The organism is Streptomyces sp. NPDC004134 (genome assembly GCF_042874195.1).
In the GTDB taxonomy this organism is placed as follows: Bacteria; Actinomycetota; Actinomycetes; order Streptomycetales; family Streptomycetaceae; genus Streptomyces.
Map to the genome: position 1 here is coordinate 132,713 of NZ_JBIAMS010000023.1, position 25,015 is coordinate 157,727.

A 25,015-nucleotide genomic window follows, 5' to 3' on the forward strand; every position below is an offset into this window, starting at 1 on the left:
GCTGGGTGTCAGTGGCCGGGTGCACGATGGTTCACATGGCGAGATCGGTGCTGGAGACGTTCGACCCGGCGACACGGGCATGGTTCGAGGGTGCCTTCGCCGCGCCCACGGCGGCCCAGGAGGGCGCCTGGCGGGCGCTGGGCGAGGGCTCCGACGTGCTGGTCGTGGCGCCCACGGGCTCGGGCAAGACGCTGGCGGCGTTCCTCTCCGCGCTCGACGGGCTGACGTCCGCCCCGCCGCCCGCGGAGGCGCGCAAGCGCTGCCGCGTGCTGTACGTGTCGCCGCTGAAGGCGCTGGCCGTGGACGTCGAGCGGAACCTGCGCAGCCCGCTCACGGGCATCCGCCAGGAGGCGGTCCGCCTCGGCCGGCCGGAGCCGGAGGTGCGGGTCGCGATCCGCTCCGGTGACACGCCCGCGGCCGAGCGCCGCTCGATCGCCAACCGCCCGCCGGACATCCTCATCACCACGCCCGAGTCGCTGTTCCTGATGCTGACGTCCGCCTCGCGGGACGCACTGGCCGGGGTGGAGACCGTGATCCTGGACGAGGTGCACGCCGTGGCGGGCACCAAGCGCGGCGCCCACCTGGCGCTCTCCCTGGAGCGGCTGGACGAGCTGCTGCCCCGGCCCGCGCGCCGCATCGGCCTGTCGGCCACCGTCCGGCCGGTGGAGGAGGTGGCGCGGTTCCTGTCCCCCGGCCGGCGGGTGGAGGTCGTGCAGCCGCCGTCGGAGAAGCGGTTCGACCTGTCGGTGGTCGTGCCCGTCGAGGACATGGGCGAGCTGGGCGGCTCACCCGCGCAGGACGAAGGCGCCGGGGCCGACCGGCCATCCATCTGGCCGCACGTGGAGGAGCGAATCGTCGACCTGGTGGAGGAGCACCGCTCGACGATCGTCTTCGCCAACTCGCGCCGGCTCGCGGAGCGGCTGTGCAACAGGCTGAACGAGATCGCGTACGAGCGCGCGGCCGGCGAGCCGATGGCGGCGGACGCGCCGCCGCCCGCCGAGATCATGGCCCAGTCCGGCGCGGCGCAGGGCGCGCCCGCGGTGATCGCCCGCGCGCACCACGGCTCGGTCTCCAAGGAGCAGCGGGCGCAGGTGGAGGAGGACCTGAAGGCGGGGCGGCTGCCCGCGGTGGTCGCCACCTCCAGCCTGGAGCTGGGCATCGACATGGGCGCGGTGGACCTGGTGGTGCAGGTCGAGTCGCCGCCCTCGGTGGCGTCCGGGCTGCAGCGGGTGGGCCGCGCGGGGCACCAGGTGGGCGCGGTCTCGCGCGGCGTGGTCTTCCCCAAGTACCGCGGTGACCTGGTGCAGTCGGCGGTGGTCACGGAGCGGATGCGCGAGGGCGCCATCGAGGCGCTGCGGATCCCGGCCAACCCGCTGGACGTGCTGGCGCAGCAGATCGTCGCGATGACGTCCATGGACGTGTGGGACGTGGAGGAGCTGCTGGCGCTGGTGCGGCGGGCGGCGCCGTTCGCGGCCCTGCCGGAGTCGGCGTTCACGGCCGTGCTCGACATGCTCGCCGGGCGCTATCCCTCCGACGCCTTCGCCGAGCTGCGCCCGCGCCTGGTGTGGGACCGGGTGGCGCAGACGGTCAAGGGCCGCCCGGGCGCGCAGCGGCTCGCCGTCACCTCAGGCGGCACGATCCCGGACCGCGGCCTCTTCGGCGTCTTCCTCGCCGGGGCCGACCCGAAGAAGGGCGGCGGCCGGGTCGGCGAGCTGGACGAGGAGATGGTCTACGAGTCGCGGATCGGGGACGTCTTCACGCTGGGCACCACGTCGTGGCGCATCGAGGACATCACCCGGGACCGGGTGCTGGTCTCCCCCGCCCCCGGGGTGCCGGGCCGGCTGCCGTTCTGGAAGGGCGACCAGTTGGGCCGGCCGCTGGAGCTGGGGCGGGCGCTGGGCGCGTTCCTGCGCGAGCTGAGCGGCATGGAGCGGCAGGCGGCCCAGGAGCGGCTGCGGGCGGCGGGGCTGGACGCCTGGGCCGCGGGGAACGTGATCGCGTATCTGGAGGAGCAGCGCGCCGCCTGCGGGCACGTGCCGGACGACCGGACGATCGTCGTGGAGCGCTTCCGGGACGAGCTGGGCGACTGGCGGGTGGTGGTGCACTCGCCGTTCGGCGCGCAGGTGCACGCCCCGTGGGCGCTGGCGCTCGGCGCCCGGCTCACCGAGCGGTACGGGATGGACGCCCAGGTGATGCACGCCGACGACGGCATCGTGCTGCGGCTGCCCGACACCGATCTGATGGGGCTCGACCTGCTGGACGTCGAACCGGCGGGCGGCGGCACGGCCGCGGACGCGGCCGGGGACGACGGGCAGTCGCCGGTCGGCGCCGCCGACGTCCTCTTCGACAAGGGCGAGGTCGACCAGGTCGTCACCGACCAGGTGGGCGGCTCGGCGCTGTTCGCCGCCCGGTTCCGCGAGTGCGCGGCGCGCGCGCTGCTGCTGCCCCGCCGCGACCCGCGCAAGCGCACCCCGCTGTGGCAGCAGCGGCAGCGCGCCTCCCAACTGCTCCAGGTGGCGAGCGAGTTCGGCTCGTTCCCGATCGTGCTGGAGGCGGTGCGCGAGTGCCTCCAGGACGTCTTCGACGTCCCGGGGCTCACCGAGCTGATGGGCGACGTCGAGAACCGCCGGGTGCGGCTGGTGGAGGTGACGACGCAGGAGCCGTCGCCGTTCGCCCGTTCGCTGCTCTTCGGCTACGTGGCGCAGTTCCTGTACGAGGGCGACTCGCCGCTGGCCGAGCGCCGGGCCGCGGCGCTGTCGCTGGACTCCCGGCTGCTCGCCGAGCTGCTGGGGCAGGCGGAGCTGCGCGAGCTGCTGGACGCCGAAGTGCTGGCGGAGCTGGAGCGCGAGCTGCAGTGGCGTACGGACGACCGGCGGCTCAAGGACGCCGAGGGCGTCGCGGACGCGCTGCGCGTGCTCGGGCCGCTGACGGACGAGGAGCTGGCGGAGCGCGGCGCGGAGCCGGCGTGGGTGCGGGAGCTGGAGGGCGCCCGCCGGGCGATCCGGGTGCGGCTGGCGGGGACGGCGCACTGGGCGGCCGTCGAGGACGCCGGCCGGCTGCGGGACGCGCTGGGCACGGCGCTGCCGGTGGGCGTGCCGGAGGCGTTCACCGAGCCGGTGGCCGACCCGCTGGGCGACCTGCTGGCGCGCTTCGCCCGTACGCACGGCCCGTTCACCTCCGGGCAGGCCGCGGCGCGCTTCGGCCTGGGTGCGGCGGTCACCGACGGCGCGCTGCACCGGCTGGCGGCGGCGGGCCGGACCGTGCAGGGCGAGTTCCATCCGGCGGGCATCGGCCAGGAGTGGTGCGACGCCGGGGTGCTGCGGCGGCTGCGGCGCCGGTCCCTGGCCGCGCTGCGGGAGGAGCTGGAGCCCGTCGCCCCGGCCGCGCTCGCCGCGTTCCTGCCGCAGTGGCAGCACCTGGGCACGCACAGCCTCCGCGGCCTGGACGGCCTCGTCCGCGCGGTGGAGCAACTGCAGGGCGCGCCGGTGCCGGCGTCGGCGCTGGAGAAGCTGGTGCTGCCGTCGCGGGTCGCGGGGTACGTGCCGACGATGCTCGATGAGCTGACGAACTCGGGCGAGGTGGTGTGGGCCGGCGCGGGTGCGCTGCCGGGCAAGGACGGCTGGATCTCCCTGTATCCCGCGGACTCCGCCCCGCTGCTGCTGCACGAGCCGCATCCGCTGGAGGTCACGCCGCTGCACCAGGCGGTGCTGGCCGCGCTCACCGGCGGGTACGGGCTGTTCTTCCGGCAGATCGCCGAGCAGGTGCGCGCGACGCACCCGGACGCCACCGACGCACAGCTCGCCGACGCAGTCTGGGACCTGGCCTGGTCCGGGCGGCTGACGAACGACACCCTGGGACCGCTGCGCGCCCTCCTCGGCTCGGGCCGTACCGCGGGCGCCACCGCGCACCGCGCGAAGCGGCCCACGCCGCGCGGGCGTTACGGCAGCCTGGCGGTCGCGGGCGCCGCGCGCACGGCGTCGCGGAACGGGCCGCCGACGGTCTCCGGCCGCTGGTCCCTGCTGCCCGAGCGGGAGCCGGACGCCACGCACCGGGCGCACGCGCTGGCCCGCACGCTGCTCGACCGGCACGGGGTCGTCACGCGCGGCGCGGTGTCGGCGGAGGGCGTGGAGGGCGGCTTCTCGGCGGCGTACCGGGTGCTGTCGGCGTTCGAGGAGACGGGCCAGGCCCGCCGCGGGTACGTCGTGGAGGGGCTGGGCGCCGCGCAGTTCGCGATGGACGGCGCGGTGGACCGGCTGCGGGCGGTGGCCACCGCGCGGGAGCGCGGGGCCGTGGAAGCCGCGGTGGCGGAGGCGCCGGACGACGGGTTCGTGGACGAGGAGGGACCGGCGGGTCCGTACGGCGGCCACACCCTGGGCGGCCCCCGCCCGCGCGGCGGCGGGCCACGGGCGTACGGCGCCGGTGGCGCGGGCCGAGGGGGGCAGCGGGCGCTGGTGCTGGCGGCGGCGGACCCGGCGAACGCGTACGGGGCGGCCCTGCCCTGGCCCGAGCCCCCGCCCGGCACGACGCACAAGCCGGGCCGGAAGGCCGGCGCGCTGGTGGTGCTGGTCGACGGCGACCTCGCGCTGTACGTGGAGCGCGGCGGCCGCACGCTGCTGGCCTGGCCCCCGGCGGACGACCCCCGCCTCGCCGCCGCGGCGGAAGCGCTCGCGGCGTCGGCCAGGGGCGGCGCCCTGGGCCGTACGGCGACGGTGGAGCGCATCAACGCCACCGCGGCCCTGGACTCCCCCCTGGGCTCACTCCTGGAGCAGTCCGGCTTCCTGGCCACCCCCCGCGGCCTGCGCATCCGCGCCTGACGCCGAAGGCGGAGTGCGGCGGCCGGGCACGGAGCCGGCCACCAGTGCGTGCGGCGGGCGGTGGTGCGGGCGCGGCATGCTCAGCGGCAGCGCGCCGCGCCGCGGGCAGCGCACGGCGCCCACGGGCCGAACCCGGCCCGGCCGCGCCCCGCCCGGCACGGCCCCCCGGGACCCGGTCGACACCGCCGTCCCTCGCCACCCGTGTCCCGCCCCCGGCGCTCGCGATAGCAGCCGCCGCCGCGGACCCGGACCCGCGGCGTCCGCCCCGGGCGCTCGGGGCCTACTCCACCTGCCCGTTCAGATACGCCAGCACCGCCCGCACCCTGCGGTTGTCGTCGTCCGACGGGGGCAGGTCCAGCTTCGCGAAGATGCTCGTCGTGTACTTGCTCACCGCGCCCTCGGAGAGGAAGAGCTGACGCGCGATGGCCGCGTTCGAGCGGCCCTCCGCCATCCCCGCCAGCACCTCCCGTTCCCGCGGCGTCAGCCGCCCCAGCGGCTCGTCCCGTGCGTTGCTCGCCAGCAGCTTCGCGATGACCTCCGGGTCCATCGCCGTGCCGCCCTCGGCCACCCGCCGCACCGAGTCCACGAACTGCCGCGCCGCGAACACCCGGTCCTTCAGCAGGTACCCCACCGCCCCGCGGCCGTCCGCCAGCAACTCCCGCGCGTACAACTGCTCCACGTGCTGCGACAGGATCAGCACCGGCAGGTCGGGCCGCTCCCGGCGGGCCGCCAGCGCCGCCTGCAGCCCCTCGTCCGTGAACGTCGGCGGCAGCCGGATGTCGACAACCGCCACGTCCGGCCGCTCGGCGCGCAGCGCCGCCAGCAGCTCGTCACCGGACTCGACCGCCGCGCAGATCTCCATGCCGTGCGCCTGAAGGAGCCGCGTCAGCCCGTCCCGCAGCAGGTACTGGTCCTCCGCCAGGACGACTCGCACTGCCCCGCTCCTCTCCGCCCCGTCACCCGGGGCGGCCGCGCCCCCCGTCAGCACTGCTGCGCCGCACCGGTCTTCCGCCACCGCCGCAGCAGCGGCGGCACCCCGCTCAGGCCCAGCGCCACCATCGCCAGCACCGTCGGCCAGCGCAGCGGTTCCGGCATGTACAGCGCCAGGAACCACGACCTGTTGTCCGTGCCGAAGATCAGCAGCAGCCCCGCGACCAGCCCCTGCGGGAACAGCGCGACGGAACACAGTACCGGTGCCAGCGCCGTCAGCCACAGCTCCCCGCGCCCGGCCGCCGCCCCCCGCGCCGCTCCGGGCGCGGCGGCGTCCGGCTCGCACCACTCCTCCCCCGGCGGGCACGGGATCTCCACCGCCACCGTCGTCGGCCCGCCCTCGGGGCTGCTGATCGCCAGCACCCCGTCGAACGGCTTGATCCGCCGCTCCACCCCCCGCAGCCCGCCGCCCGCCACCGGCACCGCGCCCCCGCGCCCGTCGTCGGTGACCGTCGCGCGCAGCACGCCGTCGCGGTGCCACAGGTCGATGTCCACCCGGTCCGCGCCCGCGTGCTTGCCCGCGTTGGCGAGGATCTCGGCCACCGCGAAGTACGCCGCCGACTGCACCGGGTCCGGCAGGTGCCCGTGCAGGTCGACCTCGACCCGTACGTCCAGCGCGCTGTCCAGCGCCAGCGCCCGTACGGCGTCCCCGAGCCCTCGCTCCGCCAGCACCGGCGGGTGGATGCCCCGTACCAGCCCGCGCAGCTCCTGCAGCACCGTGGAGGACGACTCCTGCGCCTGCCGCAGCAGTACCTTCGCCGCCGCCGGGTCCTCGTCGACCAGCTCCTCCGCCGCCGAGACCGTCATGCCCAGGGCGACGAGCCGGGCCTGCGGCCCGTCGTGCAGGTCCCGCTCGATGCGCCGCACCTCCGCCGCCTGCCAGTCGGTGGCCGCCGTACGCTTCCGGTCCAGCTCGGCGACCTGCAGCGTCAGCTCCGAGGCCCGCGCCGGCGCCAGCACGGCCCGCGTCCAGCGCGCGTGCAGCGCCATCGCCCGCGGCCCGGCCCACAGCCCGAGCACGAAGAGCGCCGCGCCCACCGGCACGAGCGCGAGGGTGGTGCCCTGCGAGGCGACCTCGACGCCCGCGTAGTGCCCGTGGGTGTCCCCGGGGTACGACGGATCCCACATCAGCGGCAGCGCCATGCCGGCCAGCCCGTAGCCGACGGCTATCAGCGGCAGGGCGGCCATCGCCAGGCCGACGACCGGGTCGGCGACCAGCCACAGCGTGTCCCGCCAGGTCGCGCGGTCGGCCAGCAGCCGGTGCACGCGCTCGAAGAACTCCGGCAGGGCGGGGCTGCGGTAGCTGATGCCCAGGTGCCGGTAGCGCCCGTCGGGCCCCGGCCGCGGATGCGGCGGCGCCGGCAGGTACGGCGCGGGGATCGGGCGTCCCGTCCAGCGGCCCTGCACGGCCCGCGCCAGGTTGGCGGTGCCGCGGGTGAGGCCGACGGCCCAGGGGAAGACGAACACCAGCCCCAGGCCGAAGGCGAGCACGAGCGACACCAGCATGACGGCCTGCACCAGGGTCACCAGCGGGGCGAGCGCCACCAGCACCAGGGCGCGCCCCAGCGCGGTCGCGTACCGTCGCGGCCTGCTCATCCCGCCTCCTTCTCCCGTCCTCATCATGCCGCCCATCGTGGCCCGCGCGGCACCCCGGGCACCGCCCCCGCAGGCCCCGGACCAGGGTGGGGCTATCCCCACCCGGTACCGGGGCCGTGCGCCCCGCGCCTGGCACGATGGGTACGTGCCCGAAGGAGACACCGTCTGGCGCACCGCCCGCCTGCTGCACGAGGCGCTGGCGGGCCGCCGGCTGACCCGCTGCGACCTCCGCGTGCCCAAGCTGGCCACGACCGACCTCACCGGCCGCGAGGTCACCGAGGTCGTCCCGCGCGGCAAGCACCTGCTGACGCGCGTCAAGGGCGGCCTCACGCTCCACTCGCACCTGCGGATGGAGGGCGCCTGGATCACGTACGCGGACGGGGAGCGTTGGCGCGGCGGGCCGGGCCACCAGATCCGCGCCGTCCTCGGCAACGCCGACCGCACCGCGGTCGGCTACCGCCTGCCGGTGCTCGAGCTGCTGCGCACCGCCGCCGAGGACCGGATCGTCGGCCACCTCGGCCCCGACCTGCTCGGCCCCGACTGGGACCCGGCGGAGGCGGAGCGCCGGCTGCTCGCCGACCCCGCCCGCCCGCTCGGCGAGGCCCTGCTCGACCAGCGCAACCTCGCCGGGATCGGCAACGTCTACAAGTCGGAGCTGTGCTTCCTCGCGGGCGTCAGCCCGTACGCCCCGGTCGCCGCGCTCCCCGAGCCCGGCCGGCTCGTGGCCGCCGCGCAGCGGCTGCTGGAGGCGAACCGGGACCGCGTGGCCCGTACGACGACGCCCTCCCGGCGCCCCGACCGGCGGCTGTGGGTCTACGGCCGCGGCGGGCGCCCGTGCCTGCGCTGCGGGACGGCGGTGCGCAAACGGGCGCAGGGTGAGACGGCGGACGAGCGCGTGACGTACTGGTGCCCGCGCTGCCAGCCGGGCGAGTGACCGCCGCCGCGGCCCGTACGCCCGCACGCAAGCCGAGAGCCCGGCCCCGCCGACGGCGGACCGGGCTCTCGTGCCAGGCTCTCTACGCTCAGGCCGCGACGGGGTCGGGCTCCTTGGGCGCCTTGATGGTGACTCGCTCGTCGGGCATTCCCGTCACCGAGGTCACGGTGAACGACCGCACGGGGGCGGGAATCGGCTCGGTGGCCGCCGCGGACTGGGCCAGCTCGGCGAGGGCGAGCTCGCCGCTCACCTCGCGCATCAGCTCCGACATCCGGACGTCCAGGGCTTCACAGATGGAGTTGAGCAGCTCGGAGGAGGCTTCCTTCTGGCCGCGCTCGACCTCCGACAGATAGCCGAGGGAAACACGCGCTGACGAGGAAACCTCGCGCAGCGTCCGGCCCTGGCGCTGTCGCTGCCGGCGCAGCACGTCACCCAGCAGGCGACGGAGCAGAATCATGCGTGGCTCCCTCCTAGGACCTCGGGTCCGGATCCTCTCCGCTCCACCGTACCGCCTCGGACCGTGACAGTGCGGCGACGGAAGTCATCTTCACCGTTCGCCAAGCGAGGAATAGGGGGCCTCCTGATCAGGATTTTCCGGGTATTTCCGCCCGTCTTGCCCCTTCGGTGCCGCGTCCAGGTGCCGCCGGAGGAGCGCCAGCGCCTCCCCCACGGCCGCCGTGCGGATCTCCGTGCGAGAGCCCGTCAGGTTCAGCGACCGCGTCTCGGTCCGCCCCTCGGGACCGGCCACGGCCACGAAGACGGTACCCGGCTGCTGGCCGTCCTGCGGATCGGGTCCCGCGACACCCGTCGTCGCCACCGCCCAGTCGGCGCCGAGCCGCCACCGCACCCCGGCGGCCATCTGCCGGGCGACCTCGCCGTCGACGGCGCCGCGCTGGGCGAGCAGCGAGCTGTCGACGCCGAGCACATCGCGCTTGAGGTCGGTCGCATACGCGATGACGGCGCCCCGGAACGCCTGGGAGGCGCCGGGCACCGCGGTGATCTCGGCGGCGAGGAGGCCGCCCGTGAGGGATTCGGCGACGGCGAGGGTGGCGCCGAGCTCGTCGCAGAGGGCGAGTAGGCCGGCGGCGGCCCCGTCGGTGTTCTGTGTGGTCACTGGACTCTCTGCTCCTGTTCGGCGGCCAGCCCCCTGCGGCGGAGCACGATCGCCTGCTTGACGTAGTCCAGGCCGGTCGCCACGGTCAGGACCACGGCGGCGGCCATGATCCAGAAGCGCAGCGTGGCGAGCGGTCCGGTGAGGGTGAGGATGTACATGCCCACGGCCACGCCCTGGGCCAGGGTCTTCAGCTTCCCGCCCCGGCTGGCCGGGATCACACCGTGCCTGATCACCCAGAACCTCATCAGGGTGATGCCGATCTCCCGCGCCAGGATCACGATCGTCACCCACCAGGGCAGGTCCCCCAGCGCCGACAGGCAGAGCAGCGCGGCACCCATGATCGCCTTGTCGGCGATGGGGTCGGCGATCTTGCCGAAGTCGGTGACGAGGTCGTAGCGGCGGGCCAGCTCCCCGTCGAAGAGGTCGGTGATCATGGCGACCGTGAAGGCGGCCCATGCGAACGAGCGCCAGGCCGGATCATGGCCGCCGTGGGCGGCCATGAGCAGCACGAACGCCGGTACGAGCAGCAGCCGCACCATGGTGAGGACGTTGGCGATGTTCCACAGACCGGCCTGACCGACGGCCGGGGCGGGGCTCATCTCGCGGCCTCCTCGGCCGGCTCCCTGGGCCGCCGCCGATCGGGCTCGCCTATCGGCTCCGCCACCAGATCCACGCCTTCGCTCGCCACCACCTTGGCGGTGACCAGCGCCCCCGGCGCCGCCTCCCGGGCGCTCCCGCCGGCCAGCAGCGTCACGCCGTCCGTCTCCGGCGCCTGGTGCGCCGCGCGGCCGACGACCTCCCCGGCGTCCGCCAAGGGGTCCGCACCCGCGTCAGGACCGGCGTCCTCCACCGCGTCGACCAGGACCCGTACCGTCTCTCCGACCCGCTCCTCGGCCCGCTGCGCGGTCAGCTCCTCCGCCAGCCGCGTCATGTGCGCCAGCCGCTCCGCGACCGCCTCCGGCGCGACCTTCGACCCGTACGTCGCGGCCTCCGTGCCCTCCTCGTCGGAGTAGCCGAAGATCCCCACGGCGTCGAGCCGCGCGGCGGTGAGGAAGCGCTCCAGCTCTTCCACGTCCCGCTCGGTCTCGCCCGGGAAGCCGACGATGAAGTTCGACCGCGCGCCCGCCTCCGGCGCCCGGGAGCGGATCTCCGCCAGGAGTTGCAGGAACCGCTCGGTGTCCCCGAAGCGCCGCATCGCGCGCAGCACTTCGGGGGCGGCGTGCTGGAAGGAGAGGTCGAAGTAGGGCGCCACCTTCTCCGTCGACGTCAGCACGTCGATCAGCCCGGGGCGCATCTCGGCGGGCTGCAGATAGCTGACCCGGATCCGCTCGATGCCGTCCACGGCGGCCAGTTCCGGCAGCAGCGTCTCCAGCAGCCGCACGTCGCCGAGGTCTTTGCCGTACGAGGTGTTGTTCTCGGAGACGAGCATGATCTCCCGTACGCCCTGCCCGGCCAGCCAGCGGGTCTCGCCGAGGACGTCGGAGGGGCGGCGGGAGACGAAGGAGCCGCGGAACGAGGGGATGGCGCAGAACGTACATCGGCGGTCGCAGCCGGAGGCCAGCTTGACCGAGGCGACGGGACCCGAGCCGAGCCGGCGGCGCAGCGGCGGCCGCGGCCCGGAGGCGGGGGCGACCCCGGCGGGCAGGTCGGCGGGCGCGGCGGCGGCCGCGTCTCCCGGGCCGGCCGGATCGGCGGGATCCACGGCGGCCGGGTCGCCGTGGCCCGGCAGCGCCGCCGCGCCGCGGGCGGCGGCGTCCTGCCGCTCCGCGGGGCTGATCGGCAGCAGCTTGCGGCGGTCCCGCGGGGTGTGCGCCGCGTGGCCGCCCCCGGAGAGGATGGTCTGCAGCCGGTCCGAGATGTCCGCGTAGTCGTCGAAGCCGAGGACGCCGTCCGCCTCCGGGAGCGCGTCCGCCAGCTCCTTGCCGTACCGCTCGGCCATGCAGCCGACGGCGACGACGGCCTGCGTACGGCCCGTGTCCTTGAGGTCGTTGGCCTCCAGCAGGGCGTCGACGGAGTCCTTCTTGGCGGCTTCGACGAACCCGCAGGTGTTCACGACGGCGACGTCCGCGGCGGCGGCGTCCGTGACGAGGTCCCAGCCGTCCGCCGCCAGGCGGCCCGCAAGCTCCTCCGAGTCCACCTCGTTCCGGGCGCAGCCAAGCGTGACGAGGGCGACGGTACGGCGTTCTGGCATGGGCTCAGCCTACTTCGTCCCGCGCCCGCAAACGGCCGCCCACCAGCCGCATTCCGTACGCCTGCGCGAAGCACGGGAGAGCGAGGGCACGGACGTACGAGCCTTGCCGCAGGCCGGGCCCGCGCCGCCGCCCGGCGGGGCAGGTCAGCCGGCCTCGGGATCGCCCTTGGTGTACGTCAGCCGCTCGACCTCGCCGGGCTGGAAGTCCTCGGCGATCTGCTTGCCGTTGACGAACAGGTCGACGCCGCCGGCGTTGCCGAGGACGAGGTAGATCTTCTCGCTGTCGGTGACGGTGACGGAGTCGCCCTGGGCGAGCACGCCCTCCTCCAGCTCGCGCCCGTCGGCGCCCTGCGCGGAGATCCAGCTCTGCCCGTCCGCCGCGACGATCCGCAGCGTCACCTTGTCCGGCGGGGCCCCCGCCACCGCGCTGTCCGAGGGCTGCGGGGTCTGCTTGTCCTCCCCGGCGTCCTTGCCGGAGTCGGGGTCCTTCGGCTTCTTCGACCCCTGCGACTCCCCGGCCACCGAGGAGCCGTCCGGCTCGTCCTCGTCGCCGCCGCTGAAGACGGTGAACCCCACGAAGCCGACGACCGCGACGATCGCGGCGACCATGGCGGCGGTCCAGTTGGGGCGGCGGGGCTCGGGGCGGATGCGCTCGGCCTCGAACATCGGGGCGGCGGGTGTCGGCTCGGGCCGGCCGCCGTGCTCCGCGTCGTACTGCGCGACCAGGTCCCCGGCCTCCAGGCCGACCGCCCGCGCAAGGGTTCGCACATGTCCGCGGGCGTAGACGTCGCCGCCGCAGCGAGAGAAATCGTCCTGTTCGATGGCATGAATGATCGGAATGCGCACACGCGTGGTCAAGCTGACCTGTTCGACGGACAGCTTGGCATCAAGGCGGGCCTGCTGAAGTGCGCGACCGACGGAAGGACGGTCGCCTGTGGGGGAGTTGCCGAGGGACACGTGGGCGCCTTTCGGGGTGAGCCACCTGCCGGGTGTTCAGTCTAGGGGGGTTGTAAAAGGATCGGCCAACCGGTCGAGCACACTTAATGGGCCATCGGGATAGACGTACTGCCCGACCGCGGATCACCCGCCCGGCCCATTGATGTGACGCATCAGGCGCCGAACCGGTTGCCCTGGTCGCCGTTACGGATGATCCTGCCCCCGCAGTTGGGCGAGCACTCCGTCCATTTCATCCGGTTTGATGAGTACGTCCCTGGCCTTCGAACCCTCACTCGGACCGACGATCCCGCGCGACTCCATCAGGTCCATCAGCCGCCCCGCCTTGGCGAACCCGACCCGCAGCTTGCGCTGGAGCATCGACGTGGAGCCGAACTGCGTGGAGACCACCAGCTCGGCCGCCTGGCACAGCAGATCGAGGTCGTCGCCGATCTCCTCGTCGATCTCCTTCTTCTTCGCCCCGCCGACCACGACGTCCTCGCGGAAGACCGGCGCCATCTGGTCTTTGCAGTGCTGCACGACCGTGGCGATCTCGTCCTCTTCGATGTACGCGCCCTGCAGCCGGACCGGCTTGTTCGCGCCCATCGGCAGGAACAGCCCGTCGCCCTTGCCGATCAGCTTCTCGGCGCCGGCCTGGTCGAGGATGACGCGGCTGTCGGCGAGGGAGGAGGTGGCGAAGGCCAGCCGGGACGGCACGTTCGCCTTGATGAGCCCGGTGACGACGTCGACGCTGGGGCGCTGGGTGGCGAGCACCAGGTGGATGCCGGCGGCGCGGGCGAGCTGCGTGATCCGTACGATCGCGTCCTCGACGTCCCGCGGCGCGACCATCATCAGGTCCGCCAGCTCGTCGACGATCACCAGCAGATACGGGTACGGGGCCAAGTCCCGCTCGCTGCCGGGCGGGGCGGTGGCCTTGCCGGAGCGGACGGCGGCGTTGAAGTCGTCGATGTGGCGGTAGCCGTACGCGGCCAGGTCGTCGTACCGCAGGTCCATCTCGCGGACCACCCACTGCAGGGCCTCGGCGGCCCGCTTGGGGTTGGTGATGATCGGCGTGATCAGGTGCGGGATGCCCTCGTACGCGGTCAGCTCCACCCGCTTCGGGTCGACCAGCACCATCCGCACGTCCTCCGGCGTGGCCCGCGCCATGACGGAGGTGATCAGGCAGTTGATGCAGGAGGACTTGCCGGAGCCGGTGGCGCCGGCGATGAGGATGTGCGGCATCTTGGCGAGGTTCGCCGAGACGTAGCCGCCCTCGACGTCCTTGCCGAGGCCGACGAGCATCGGGTGGTCCTCGCCGGCCGCCGCCGCGGACCGCAGCACGTCGCCGAGCTTGACCATCTCGCGGTCGCTGTTGGGGATTTCGATGCCGACGGCGGACTTGCCGGGGATGGGGCTGATGATGCGCACGTCGGGGCTGGCGACGGCGTAGGCGATGTTCTTCGTCAGCGCCGTGATCCGCTCGACCTTCACGGCGGGGCCCAGCTCCACCTCGTACCGCGTGACGGTCGGGCCGCGGGTGAAGCCGGTGACGGCGGCGTCGACCTTGAACTCGGTGAAGACCTGGGTGAGGGAGGCGACGACGGCGTCGTTGGCGGCGCTGCGCGTGCGGCCCGGGCCGCCGCGCTCCAGGATGTCGAGGGACGGCAGCGCGTAGGTGATGTCGCCGGAGAGCTGGAGCTGTTCGGCGCGGGGCGGCAGGGCGGCGGAGCCGGGCTCGGCGGCCTGCTTGGTGAGGTCGGGGACCGAGTGCTCGTTCGGGCTCTCGGAGCGTACGGGCTCCTCCGCGCCCGACTCCTCGCGCGCGGCCGGGACGCCCCCGGTGCGCTCGGCGACGCCGTGGGTGAGGTTGGCGAGCAGCGGGGAGGGCTGGACGCCGTGCAGCACGGCGCCGTCGAGGTCGGTGGCCGCGGCGGCGGCCGCGTCGATGGGGTCCATGCCGCCGTAGTCGCGGTCGGCCGCCGCGCGGCGCGGGCGCGCGGGTGCGGCCGGTGCTGCGGGGGCCTTGCGGGTGCGGCGGCGGCGCGGCGGCGGGGGCCCGTCGTCGTCCTCGTCCGTACGCACCAGGCCGTCACGCCAGTCGTCGTCGAACTCCTCCGCCTTGGCCGCGGCAGCCGGATCGGGCCGCGGCTGTACGAGCCCGAGCCGCACCCCCGCGGAGTGGATCCGGTCCGGGATCGCCGCGACGGGCGTGGCGGTGACGACGAGCAGCCCGAAGATGGTCAGCAGCACCAGCAGCGGCAGCGCAAGCACGTCGCCGAGGGTGGTGACCAGCGGCCGGGACACCGCCCAGCCGACGAACCCGCCGGAGTCCCTGATGGTCTGCGTGCCCTCGCCGCGCCCGGGGGTGCCGCAGGCCAGGTGCACGAGCCCGAGCACCCCGATCACCAGTGCGGACAGGCCGATGACGATACGGCCGTTGGCCTCGGTCTTCTCGGGGTGGCGGATGAGCCGTACGGCGATGGTGGCCAGCAGGATCGGCACGAGCAGGTCGAGGCGGCCGAAGGCGCCGGTGACCAGGATCTCGACCAGCTCGCCCACGGGTCCCTTGAGGTTCGACCAGGTGCCGGCCGCGACGATCAGGGCGATGCCGAGCAGCAGCAGCGCGAGGCCGTCCTTGCGGTGGGCGGGGTCGAGTCCCTTGGCACCGCGCCCTATGCCGCGGAAGAGGGCGCCGACGGTGCGGGCGAGGCCGAGCCAGATCGCGCGCAGCAGCCGCAGCACACCGCCGGTCGGCGAGGGGGCGGGCTTCTTGGCCGGCGCCTTGGCCGCGCCCCCGGCCTTCTTCTGCGGCGGCTTCTTGGCGGGTGCCTTCTTCGCCGCGGGCTTTTTGGCCGTGCTACCTCCGGACCGCTGCCGGGAGTTGCCGCTGCCAGAGGTACGTGAGGCCATGGTTGCGAGATTACCGGCAGCGCCCGCACGGGACACGTAGGACGTGCAGGGACGCATCCTCCGCGCACCCCCGCCCCGCGGGGCGGGCCCGGCTACTCCGCGTCGGGCCGGGAGCCGGGCTCCAGGGCGTCAATCGCCTTGCGCAGCCCGGTGAGTTTCCGCTCCAGATGCGCGGCGGTGGCGACGACGGCGGACTCCGCGTTCGCCCCGCTGAGCTGCTTCGACAGCGCCTCGGCCTGCTCCTCCGCGGCGGCGAGCCGGGCCGACAGCTCGGCGAGCAGCCCGGTCTGCGCGGCCCCGTCGCCGTTGCCCTTCTGGGCGCCCTCGAGCTGCAGCCGAAGCAGGCCGGCCTGCTCGCGCAACTGCAGGTTCTTCATGTACAGCTCGACGAACACCGACACCTTCGCCCGCAGCACCCAGGGGTCGAAGGGCTTGGAGATGTAGTCGACGGCTCCGGCCGCGTACCCCCGGAACGTGTGGTGCGGGCCGTGGTTGATGGCCGTGAGGAAGATGATCGGGATGTCGCGGGTGCGCTCGCGGCGCTTGATGTGCGCCGCGGTCTCGAACCCGTCCATGCCCGGCATCTGCACGTCGAGCAGGATCACCGCGAAGTCCTCGGTCAGCAGCGCTTTGAGCGCTTCCTCTCCGGACGACGCCCGGACCAGGTGCTGATCCAGCGCGGAAAGGATGGCCTCCAGCGCCAGCAGGTTCTCCGGCCGGTCATCGACCAGGAGAATCTTGGCCTTCTGCACCATGGCCTGCCCTCCTCGCCCCGGCGGTGTGCCGGTCCTCGTCGCCAAAGACGCGCCCACCGTGCCGCCCGCCCTCGTGCCGGTCATCGTATCCACACCCCGAGACTCGCCACACCCTGTCACCGAGTTGTCACTGCATACACAGCGACAACGCGCCTGCGATCAGTTTGGTTCCCGGAATCCCGCGTTCTCACACGCATTTGGACACACTGAGTCATCAAAGAGCAGGAATTCACGGCGATTTGACTACTCTCCGCTCATCCAACCGGTCATTACGGCGAGCAATCTATCGGTATCCACCGGTTTTGTCACATAGTCCGATGCGCCCGCTTCGATGCTCTTCTCCTTGTCGCCCTTCATCGCCTTGGCCGTCAGCGCGATGATCGGCAGCCCGGCGAACTGCGGCATCCGGCGGATCGCCTCGGTCGTGGCGTAGCCGTCCATCTCCGGCATCATGATGTCCATCAGCACCACGGCCACGTCCTCGTGCTGCTCCAGCACCTCGATGCCCTCGCGGCCGTTCTCCGCGTACAGCACCGCGAGCCCGTGCTGCTCCAGCACGCTCGTCAGCGCGAAGACGTTGCGGATGTCGTCGTCGACGATGAGCACCTTCTCGCCGCGGAACGTGCCCTTGAAGCGCGGCGACGCCGACCGCTGCGGCACCGCCTGTTCGAGGGCGCCGTTCATCGAGAGGGCGCCGGAAAGGGCCCCAGACGCCCCCGAGGCGTCCCGCGCGCCCGTCTCGGCCGTCGTGGGCCCTGCGGGCGGCCCCGCGGCGCCTGAGCGTCCGTCAGAGGACTTCCTGGTACGTCCGGAAGGCGGCGCCTCGACGTCGGCCGCGGCGGGAGCCTTCGCCGCCTCGGCCTGCTCCAGGCCCGCCGCGAGCGCGCCCGCGACGGCGCCGGCCGTGCCCGGCAGCCCGGGGGCGGGCAGCTCGGTCGGGTGCAGCGGCAGGTAGAGCGTGAACGTCGAGCCGCGGCCCGGCTCGCTGTCGACGTGGATCTCGCCGCCCAGCAGCCGGGCGATCTCGCGGCTGATCGACAGCCCCAGGCCCGTGCCGCCGTACTTCCGGCTCGTCGTGCCGTCGGCCTGCTTGAACGCCTCGAAGATCACGCCCATCTTGTTCGACGGGATGCCGATGCCCGTGTCCGTGACCGAGAAGGCGATCAGCTCGGCGTCCGGGTCGCGCAGCGCGCCCTGCTCCAGCAGTTGCTCCTTGATGGCCTGCGGCACGTCGTCCTTCGCGGTGCGGATCAGCAGCTCCACCGCGCCGCTGTCGGTGAACTTCACCGCGTTCGACAGCAGGTTGCGCAGCACCTGGAGCAGCCGCTGCTGGTCGGTGCTGAGCGTCGCCGGCGGGTCCGGCGAGACCCGTACCGAGAAGTCCAGGCCCTTCTCCGCCGTCAGCGGCCGGAACGTCGCCTCCACGTAGTCGACGAGCTGCACCAGCGCGATCCGGGTGGGGCTCACGTCCATCTTGCCCGCCTCGACCTTCGACAGGTCGAGGATGTCGTTGATCAACTGCAGCAGGTCCGAGCCCGCGCCGTGGATCGTCTCGGCGAACTCCACCTGCTTCGGCGTCAGGTTCCCGTCGCCGTTGTCGGCGAGCAGCTTCGCCAGGATCAGCAGCGAGTTCAGCGGGGTGCGCAGCTCGTGCGACATGTTCGCCAGGAACTCGGACTTGTACCGCATCGAGACCGCGAGCTGCTCCGCCCGCTCCTCCAGGCCCTGCTTGGCCTCCTCGATCTCCACGTTCTTGATCTCGATGTCGCGGTTCTGCCGGGCCAGCAGCTCGGCCTTCTCCTCCAGCTCCGCGTTCGACTCCTGCAGCGCCTTCTGCCGCACCTCCAGCTCGCCCTGCCGGTCGCGCAACTGCGCGGCCAGCTCCTGGGACTGGCTGAGCAGCACCTCGGTCTTGGAGTTGACGCTGATGGTGTTGACGCTGGTGGCGATGACCTCGGCGATCTGGCCGAGGAAGTCCTTCTGGATCTGGGTGAACGGCTGGAACGACGCCAGCTCCACCACGCCCAGCACCCGGCCCTCGAAGATCAGCGGGAGCACGATGACGTGCGCCGGCGGCGCCTGGCCGAGCCCCGAGGCGATCTTCAGATAGCCCTTGGGGACGTTCTCGACGACGATCGGGCGCCGCTCCTGCGCGGCGGTGCCCACCAGCGTCTCGCCGGGCCGCAGGATGTGCGGCAGCTCGTTCCCCGAGTGCCCGTACGAGCCGATCATGCGCAGCTCGTACGCGTCGTCCCCGCTGGCCGCGCCGATCTCCACGACGGCCTCGGCGCCGGAGCGCTGCACGAGGAAGAACGCGCCGTGCTGCGCGGCGACCACCGGGGTCAGCTCGCTCATGATCAGCCGGGCCACGTCGGCGAGGTCGCGGCGGCCCTGGAGCAGGCCGGAGATGCGGGCGAGATTGCCCTTGAGCCAGTCCTGCTCCTTGTTGGCGATGGTCGTCTCGCGGAGCTTCACGATCATCGTGTTGATGTGGTCCTGCAGCTCCATCATCTCGCCGTAGGCGTCCACGTCGATCTTGAGGTTCAGATCGCCGCGGGTCACCGCCGTGGCCACCTGGGCGATCTGCCGCACCTGACTGGTGAGGTTGTTCGCCATCAGGTTGACCGACTCCGTGAGGTCCTTCCAGATCCCGGAGACCCCGCGCACCCGCGCCTGCCCGCCGAGGCGGCCCTCGGTGCCCACCTCGCGCGAGACCCGGGTCACCTCGTCACCGAAGGACGAGAGCTGGTCGACCATCGTGTTGATGGTGGTCTTCAGCTCCAGGATCTCGCCCTGCGCGGCCACGTCGATCTTCTTCGACAGGTCGCCGCTGGCCACGGCGGTGGTCACCATGGCGATGTTGCGCACCTGGTTGGTGAGGTTGGACGCCATCGAGTTCACGGACTCGGTGAGGTCCTTCCACGTGCCCGAGACACCCGGCACCCGGGCCTGGCCGCCGAGCCGGCCGTCGGTGCCGACCTCGCGGGCGACGCGGGTGACCTCGGCGGCGAACGACGACAGCGTCTTGACCATGGTGTTGACGGTGGCCGCGAGCTGCTGGACCTCGCCGCGGGCCTCGACCGTGACCGTACGGGTCAGGTCGCCGTTGGCGACGGCGGTGGCGACCTGGGAGATGTTGCGCACCTGGCTGGTCAGGTTGACCGCCATCTGGTTCACGTTGTCGGTGAGGTCCTTCCAGATGCCCGAGACCCCGCGCACCCGCGCCTGGCCGCCGAGCTGGCCCTCCGTGCCCACCTCGCGCGCCACCCGCGTGACCTGCTCGGCGAACGACGACAGTTGGTCGACCATCGTGTTCACCGTCGTCACGAGTTCGAGGATCTCGCCCCGCGCGTCGACGGTGATCTTCTTGGACAGGTCGCCGCGCGCCACCGCGGTGGTGACCTCGGCGATGCTGCGCACCTGCGAGGTCAGGTTGTTCGCCATCGAGTTGACGGACTGGGTGAGGTCCTTCCACGTACCGGAGACGCCCTGCACCTCCGCCTGGCCGCCGAGCTTGCCCTCGGTGCCGACCTCGCTGGCGACCCGGGTCACCTGGTCCGCGAAGGACGAGAGCTGGTCCACCATCGTGTTGATGGTGTTCTTCAGCTCCAGGATCTCCCCGCGCGCGTCCACGTCGATCTTCTGCGAGAGATCACCGCGCGCGACCGCCGTCGCGACCTGGGCGATGTTGCGGACCTGGCCGGTCAGGTTGCCGGCCATGAAGTTGACCGAATCGGTCAGGTCCCGCCAGACGCCGGCGACGCCCTGCACCCGGGCCTGGCCGCCGAGCCTGCCCTCCGTGCCCACCTCGCGCGCCACCCGCGTGACCTGCTCGGCGAACGACGAGAGCTGATCGACCATCGTGTTGACGGTGTTCTTCAGCTCCAGGATCTCCCCGCGGGCGTCGACCTCGATCTTCTGCGACAGGTCGCCGCGCGCCACGGCCGTCGTCACCTGGGCGATGTTGCGGACCTGGCCGGTCAGGTTGCTCGCCATCGAGTTGACGGAGTCGGTGAGGTCCTTCCACGTACCCGAGACGCCCTCGACGCGCGCCTGACCGCCGAGGCGGCCCTCCGTGCCCACGTCCCGCGCCATCCGCGTCACCTGGTCGGCGAAGGAGGACAACTGGTCGACCATCGTGTTCACGGTGTTCTTGAGCTGGAGCATCTCGCCGGAGACGTCGACCGTGACCTTCTGCGACAGATCGCCGTTCGCGACCGCCGTCGTCACCTGCGCGATGTTGCGGACCTGGCCGGTCAGGTTGCGGAACGCCGTGTTGACCGAGTCGACGAGGTCCTTCCACGTGCCCGCGGCCCCCGCCACCTGCGCCTGGCCGCCCAGTTCACCCTCCACGCCGACCTCGCGGGCGACCCGCGTGACCTCGGCGCCGAAGGACGACAACTGGTCGACCATCGTGTTCACGGTGTTCTTGAGCTCCAGCATCTCGCCGGAGACGTCCACCGTGACCTTCTGCGACAGATCGCCGTTCGCCACCGCCGTCGTCACCTGGGCGAACTCGCGCACCTGCCGGGTGAGGTTGGAGAAGGCGGTGTTCACCGAGTCGGTGAGGTCCTTCCAGATCCCCGCCGCACCGGGCACCTGCGCCTGCCCGCCCAGCCGGCCCTCCGCGCCGACCTCGCTGGCCACGCGCGTCACCTCGCCGGCGAAGGTGCGCAGCGTCTCGGTCATCGTGTTGATCGTGTCCGCGAGCTGGGCGACCTCGCCGCGCGCGCTGACGGTCACCTTCTGCGACAGGTCGCCGTTGGCGACCGCGGTGGTGACCTGCGCGATGCCGCGCACCTGGGCGGTCAGGTTGCCCGCCATCAGGTTCACGCTGTCCGTGAGGTCCTTCCAGACCCCGCCGACGCCCTCGACCTGCGCCTGCCCGCCGAGCTCGCCCTCGGTGCCCACCTCGCGGGCCACCCGGGTCACCTCGGACGAGAACGCGGAGAGCTGGTCCACCATCGTGTTGACGGTGTTCTTCAGTTCCAGCATCTCGCCGTCGACGTGCACGGTGACCTTGCGGGACAGGTCGCCCTTGGCGACCGCCGTGGTCACCAGGGCGATGTCGCGGACCTGGGCCGTCAGCCGGTACGCCATGGTGTTCACGGAGTCCGTGAGGTCCTTCCAGGACCCGGACATCCCGCGCACCTTCGCCTGGCCGCCGAGCTTGCCCTCGGTGCCGACCTCGCTGGCGACCCGGGTCACCTCGTCCGTGAACACGGAGAGCTGGTCCACCAGCCCGTTGACCGTACGGCCCATCTTCAGCACCTCGCCCCGCAGCGGGTGCGGGGCGCCGTCCTGGCCCTGCGGCCGCAGGTCCATGCGCTGCTGCAGATCGCCTTCCGCCACCGCGGTCAGCACCCTGCCGACATCGGCCAGGGGGCGTACGAGATCGTCGACGAGCGCGTTCGACGCGTCGACCGCCGCCGCCCACGACCCCTCGCAGGGCCCCGCGGACAGCCGCTCCGCGAGCTTGCCCTCCCGGCCGACCATGCGCCGCACCCGCGACAGCTCGCCGGTGACGTGCAGGTTACGCTCCGCGACCTCGTTGAAGACCTCGGCGATCTCCGACATCACGCCGTCGCCGCCGACCCGCAGGCGCTTGCGGAAGTTGCCGTCGCGCATCGACTCAAGGGCGCCGAGCAGGCGATACAGCGAGGCCGTATCGACCTGTGTGGTCCCGGAAGGCGTCCGGGAGCGCCCGCCCTTCGTGCGCGGACTCACGCCCGGCGCGCTCGCGTCAGACTCCACTGTGTCCCTCCCGCAGGGTCGACGTTCGCCTCGGGCTCCCTCCGAAGCCTTCCCAGTGTTTCACCCCGGCCCTGGCAGGCCATAACAGTTCGGCGGCTAAGGCGCACTTTCCGAGTGTTAAGAGAAGGATCCGGCATCTGTCCGCAGGGTGAAGGTAAGTACCCTGGCATCCGCCGTCCATCCCTTCAGCCGGGAGAGTGGCACATCGAGAGGAGAGCTGGTGACCACCGCGCGGGCTGCGGCCACCTTCGAGCCGGTCGGGCGCTCCGTCGCCGCGGCCAGGACCTTCGTCCGCGACACCCTCCAGGGCTGGGGCTATCCCGAGGCTACAGACGACGCCGTCGTACTGACCAGTGAGCTTGTGACGAACGCCATAATTCATGCTGGTACGGCAGTAGACGTCCTTTGTGTCCGGATGGCGGACGCGGTGCGGGTCGAGGTCGCCGACCGGCATGCGGAGCGCGAGTTGCCGCTGCACAGCCCCCAGCTCCAGCCCACGCCCCTCGACCGCGAAGGCGGCCGCGGCCTGATGCTGTGCGCCGCCCTCGCCAGCCGCTGGGGCGTCGACTACACCGCGGAGCACAAGCGCGTCTGGTTCCAGCTCACCGTCGCGGAACCGCCCGCCGGCACCCGCGCCGCCGGCCCCGAGCTGCCCGTCGACGAGCTGCCGCTGGCCGAGGAGCGCATCCGCGTGGCCGTCGTCCGCATCGACCGCGGCGGCCTCGTCAGCGAGTGGAACGACGACGCCCGCGACCTCTTCGGCTATGAATCGGAGAAGGTCGTCGGCAAGCCCCTCGGCGACCTCGCCGCCTGGCCGCACACCCCCGGCACCGGCACCGGACTGGTCGAGGCGCTCCAACTCTCCCGCTGGGAGGGCTCGTACGGCATCCGCTGCAACGACGGGCGCGTCACCCCCGTCTACGCCTCGCACATGCGCCTGCGCAATTCGGCCGGCGACCCGTCCACGATCTGCCTCATGGTCCGCGACCGCGAACGCGCCATCCTGCAGACCCCGCTGCGCGTGCCCGCGGGCGACAGCCCCGGCAGCGAGGGCCGCGCCGGCGCCTTCCCCGGCGGCAACTCCTTCGAGGCGTTCATCGGCACCCCCTCCCCCGACGACCTCGACGGCCTGCTCCAGCGCACCGTGGAACGCGCCCGCGACATGCTCGCCGGCGACGCCGCGTACCTGCTGCTCGCCACCGACGACGAGACCGAGCTGGAGGTACGGGCCTCCACCGGACTGCCCTCCGCCCGCCAGCGGTTCGCCCGCGTCCCCGTCGAGACCGGCACCGGACGCTACGGCTCCGCCCGCCTCCCGTCCGTCCACGAAGACCTCATGGCCGACCCCGACGCCGTGCCCCTGCTGGCGGCCACCGGCATGCGCTCCGTGGTCTCCGTACCGCTGAAGGTCGAAGGCCGCCTCACCGGCTCCCTCGGCGTCGCCGCCGAGGTGCCCGGCCGCTACACCAACGAGGAGGCGCTGCGCCTCCAGTTCGCCGCCGACCGCATCGCGCTCGCCGTCGAGTCCGCCCGCCTCGGCGAGCTGGAACGGCTGCGCCGCGGGTCCCTGTCCTTCCTCGTCGAAGCCTCGGATTTGCTCGCCGGCACTCTGGACCGGGACCAGACGCTGGCCCTCATGGCCCAGATGATCGTTCCGACGCTCGCCACGTGGTGCGCCGTGTACACCCTCCCGGAACAGGCCGAACCCGAACTCAGCTACGTCCTGCACGAGGACGAGGACCGCATCGACGACCTGCGCGCCCTCCTCTCCCGCATCGACCCGCCCGACGCCGTCCTCGTCCCCGGCGCCCGCCAGTGGCGCGGTCCGGGCGACGCGGCGCACACGCTGGCGATGCGCAGCTCGTTCCTGAGCCTGAGCATCGTGGGCAACACGACCCTCGCCGAGGACGCCGAGACCTCCCTCGCGACGGCGGCGACCGTGGGTGGCGAAACCGTTGTGCTGCCGCTCGTCGCCCGCAACCGCGTCATCGGCATGCTCGTCCTCGGCAAGCCGACCGACGAGCACTTCCGCCAGGAGATCCTCGAACTCGCCGAGGACCTCTCCCGCCGGGCCGCCCTCGCCCTCGACAACGCGCGCCTCTACTCCGAGCGCACGACCATCAGCCAGTCCCTGCAGCGCAGCCTCCTGCCCCCGGGCCTGCCGGACGTCCCCGGCGTCGAGGTCGAGGTCATCTACCGCCCCGCGGGCGAAGGCAACGAGGTCGGCGGCGACTTCTACGACCTCTTCGAGATCCGGGACGGCACCTACGGCTTCGCCATCGGAGACGTCTGCGGTACGGGCCCGGAAGCCGCCGCCGTCACGGGCCTGGCCCGTACGGCACTGCGCCTGCTGGCCCGCGAGGGCTTCGGCGGCCCGGCGGTCCTGGAGCGCCTCAACGCCGCCATCCTCGACGAGGGCGCCCGCGGCCGCTTCCTGACGCTCCTCTACGGCGAACTCTGGCCCCAGCCGGACGGCAGCGCCGTCCTCAAGACCGTCTGCGCCGGCCACCCGCCTCCGCTCCGCCTGCGCCCCGACGGCACGGTCGAGCAGGCCACGGAATCCCAGCCGCTGCTGGGCGTCATGGACGACCTGGAGCTCCACAGCGAAGAACTGGTCCTCGACCCGGGCGACGTCCTCCTGTGCGTCACGGACGGCGTGACGGAACGCCGCGAGGGCACGCGCATGCTCGGCGACGAGGGCCTGATCGACGTCCTCACGACATGCACGGGCCTCACGGCGGGCGCGGTGGCGGCCCGGGTGCTGCGCACGGTGGAACGCTTCGCGGCGGAGCCGGCGTCGGACGACATGGCGATCCTGACGATGCGGGTGCCGGGCCAGATGAACGGAAACGGCGAGTAGGAGACCGGGCCCTGGAAAAGGGCCCGGAAATGACTCAACCCCCGGACGGTGTCCGGGGGTTGAGTACTAAAGTTTGTTCGGCGGTGACCTACTCTCCCACACGGTCCCCCATGCAGTACCATCGGCGCGGACGGGCTTAGCTTCCGGGTTCGGAATGAGACCGG

At 73.1% G+C, this 25,015-nt stretch carries 13 protein-coding genes and 1 rRNA gene; 3 read left to right on the forward strand and 11 right to left on the reverse strand.

Features of this window, described 5'->3' with window-relative positions:
- The first annotated feature begins 35 nt into the window (after positions 1-35).
- Positions 36-4,814, forward strand: coding sequence for an ATP-dependent helicase (locus tag ACFYVJ_RS26160; RefSeq protein WP_388896030.1), 4,779 nt, complete (start codon positions 36-38; stop codon positions 4,812-4,814).
- Between the two features lie 280 nt (positions 4,815-5,094).
- Here the strand turns inward: ACFYVJ_RS26160 and ACFYVJ_RS26165 are convergent, their stop codons facing one another.
- Both ACFYVJ_RS26165 and ACFYVJ_RS26170 read right to left on the reverse strand, forming a co-directional pair.
- Positions 5,095-5,748, reverse strand: coding sequence for a response regulator transcription factor (locus ACFYVJ_RS26165; protein ID WP_326798872.1), 654 nt, complete (start codon positions 5,746-5,748; stop codon positions 5,095-5,097).
- Positions 5,749-5,795: 47 nt separating this feature from the next.
- Entirely contained in the window at positions 5,796-7,400 is a 1,605-nt protein-coding gene (locus ACFYVJ_RS26170) for a sensor histidine kinase (protein WP_388896032.1), read from the reverse strand.
- Positions 7,401-7,545: 145 nt separating this feature from the next.
- Between ACFYVJ_RS26170 and ACFYVJ_RS26175 the strand changes: the two genes are divergently transcribed.
- A complete protein-coding gene (locus ACFYVJ_RS26175; RefSeq protein ID WP_388896034.1) occupies positions 7,546-8,334 on the forward strand; it encodes an Fpg/Nei family DNA glycosylase in 789 nt (262 codons plus the stop codon).
- Between the two features lie 88 nt (positions 8,335-8,422).
- Here ACFYVJ_RS26175 and ACFYVJ_RS26180 read toward each other — a convergent pair whose 3' ends face one another.
- From ACFYVJ_RS26180 to ACFYVJ_RS26215, 8 genes are all read right to left on the reverse strand, one after another.
- The gene (locus tag ACFYVJ_RS26180; RefSeq protein ID WP_018838068.1) at positions 8,423-8,791 is read right to left on the reverse strand and encodes a helix-turn-helix domain-containing protein; all 369 of its coding nucleotides are present in this window, start codon (positions 8,789-8,791) and stop codon (positions 8,423-8,425) included.
- Positions 8,792-8,881: 90 nt separating this feature from the next.
- Positions 8,882-9,448, reverse strand: coding sequence for a CinA family protein (locus ACFYVJ_RS26185; RefSeq protein ID WP_388896036.1), 567 nt, complete (start codon positions 9,446-9,448; stop codon positions 8,882-8,884).
- Positions 9,445-10,047, reverse strand: coding sequence for a CDP-diacylglycerol--glycerol-3-phosphate 3-phosphatidyltransferase (gene pgsA / locus ACFYVJ_RS26190; RefSeq protein WP_388896039.1), 603 nt, complete (start codon positions 10,045-10,047; stop codon positions 9,445-9,447). The genes ACFYVJ_RS26185 and pgsA overlap by 4 nt, the downstream gene beginning before the upstream one ends.
- Complete coding sequence (gene rimO, locus ACFYVJ_RS26195; RefSeq protein ID WP_388896041.1) at positions 10,044-11,639, reverse strand: 30S ribosomal protein S12 methylthiotransferase RimO; 1,596 nt, start codon at positions 11,637-11,639, stop codon at positions 10,044-10,046. Before rimO ends, pgsA begins: the two co-directional genes overlap by 4 nt.
- Before the next feature lie 144 nt (positions 11,640-11,783).
- The gene (locus ACFYVJ_RS26200) at positions 11,784-12,596 is read right to left on the reverse strand and encodes a helix-turn-helix domain-containing protein (RefSeq protein ID WP_388896043.1); all 813 of its coding nucleotides are present in this window, start codon (positions 12,594-12,596) and stop codon (positions 11,784-11,786) included.
- A gap of 183 nt (positions 12,597-12,779) precedes the next feature.
- Positions 12,780-15,482, reverse strand: coding sequence for a DNA translocase FtsK (locus ACFYVJ_RS26205; RefSeq protein ID WP_388896046.1), 2,703 nt, complete (start codon positions 15,480-15,482; stop codon positions 12,780-12,782).
- Positions 15,483-15,574: 92 nt separating this feature from the next.
- Positions 15,575-16,237: a two-component system response regulator gene (locus tag ACFYVJ_RS26210; RefSeq protein WP_018838062.1), complete on the reverse strand. Its 663-nt coding sequence runs from the start codon at positions 16,235-16,237 to the stop codon at positions 15,575-15,577.
- A 243-nt stretch (positions 16,238-16,480) separates the two neighbouring features.
- Positions 16,481-21,865, reverse strand: a complete 5,385-nt coding sequence (locus tag ACFYVJ_RS26215; protein ID WP_388896049.1) for a HAMP domain-containing protein — start codon at positions 21,863-21,865, stop codon at positions 16,481-16,483.
- 346 nt (positions 21,866-22,211) lie between these two features.
- On the opposite strand from ACFYVJ_RS26215, the gene ACFYVJ_RS26220 reads away from it, so the two are divergent.
- A complete protein-coding gene (locus tag ACFYVJ_RS26220) occupies positions 22,212-24,851 on the forward strand; it encodes a SpoIIE family protein phosphatase (RefSeq protein WP_388896051.1) in 2,640 nt (879 codons plus the stop codon).
- 75 nt (positions 24,852-24,926) lie between these two features.
- Here the strand turns inward: ACFYVJ_RS26220 and rrf are convergent.
- Positions 24,927-25,015 (reverse strand): 5S ribosomal RNA (gene rrf / locus ACFYVJ_RS26225); the annotation flags it as partial.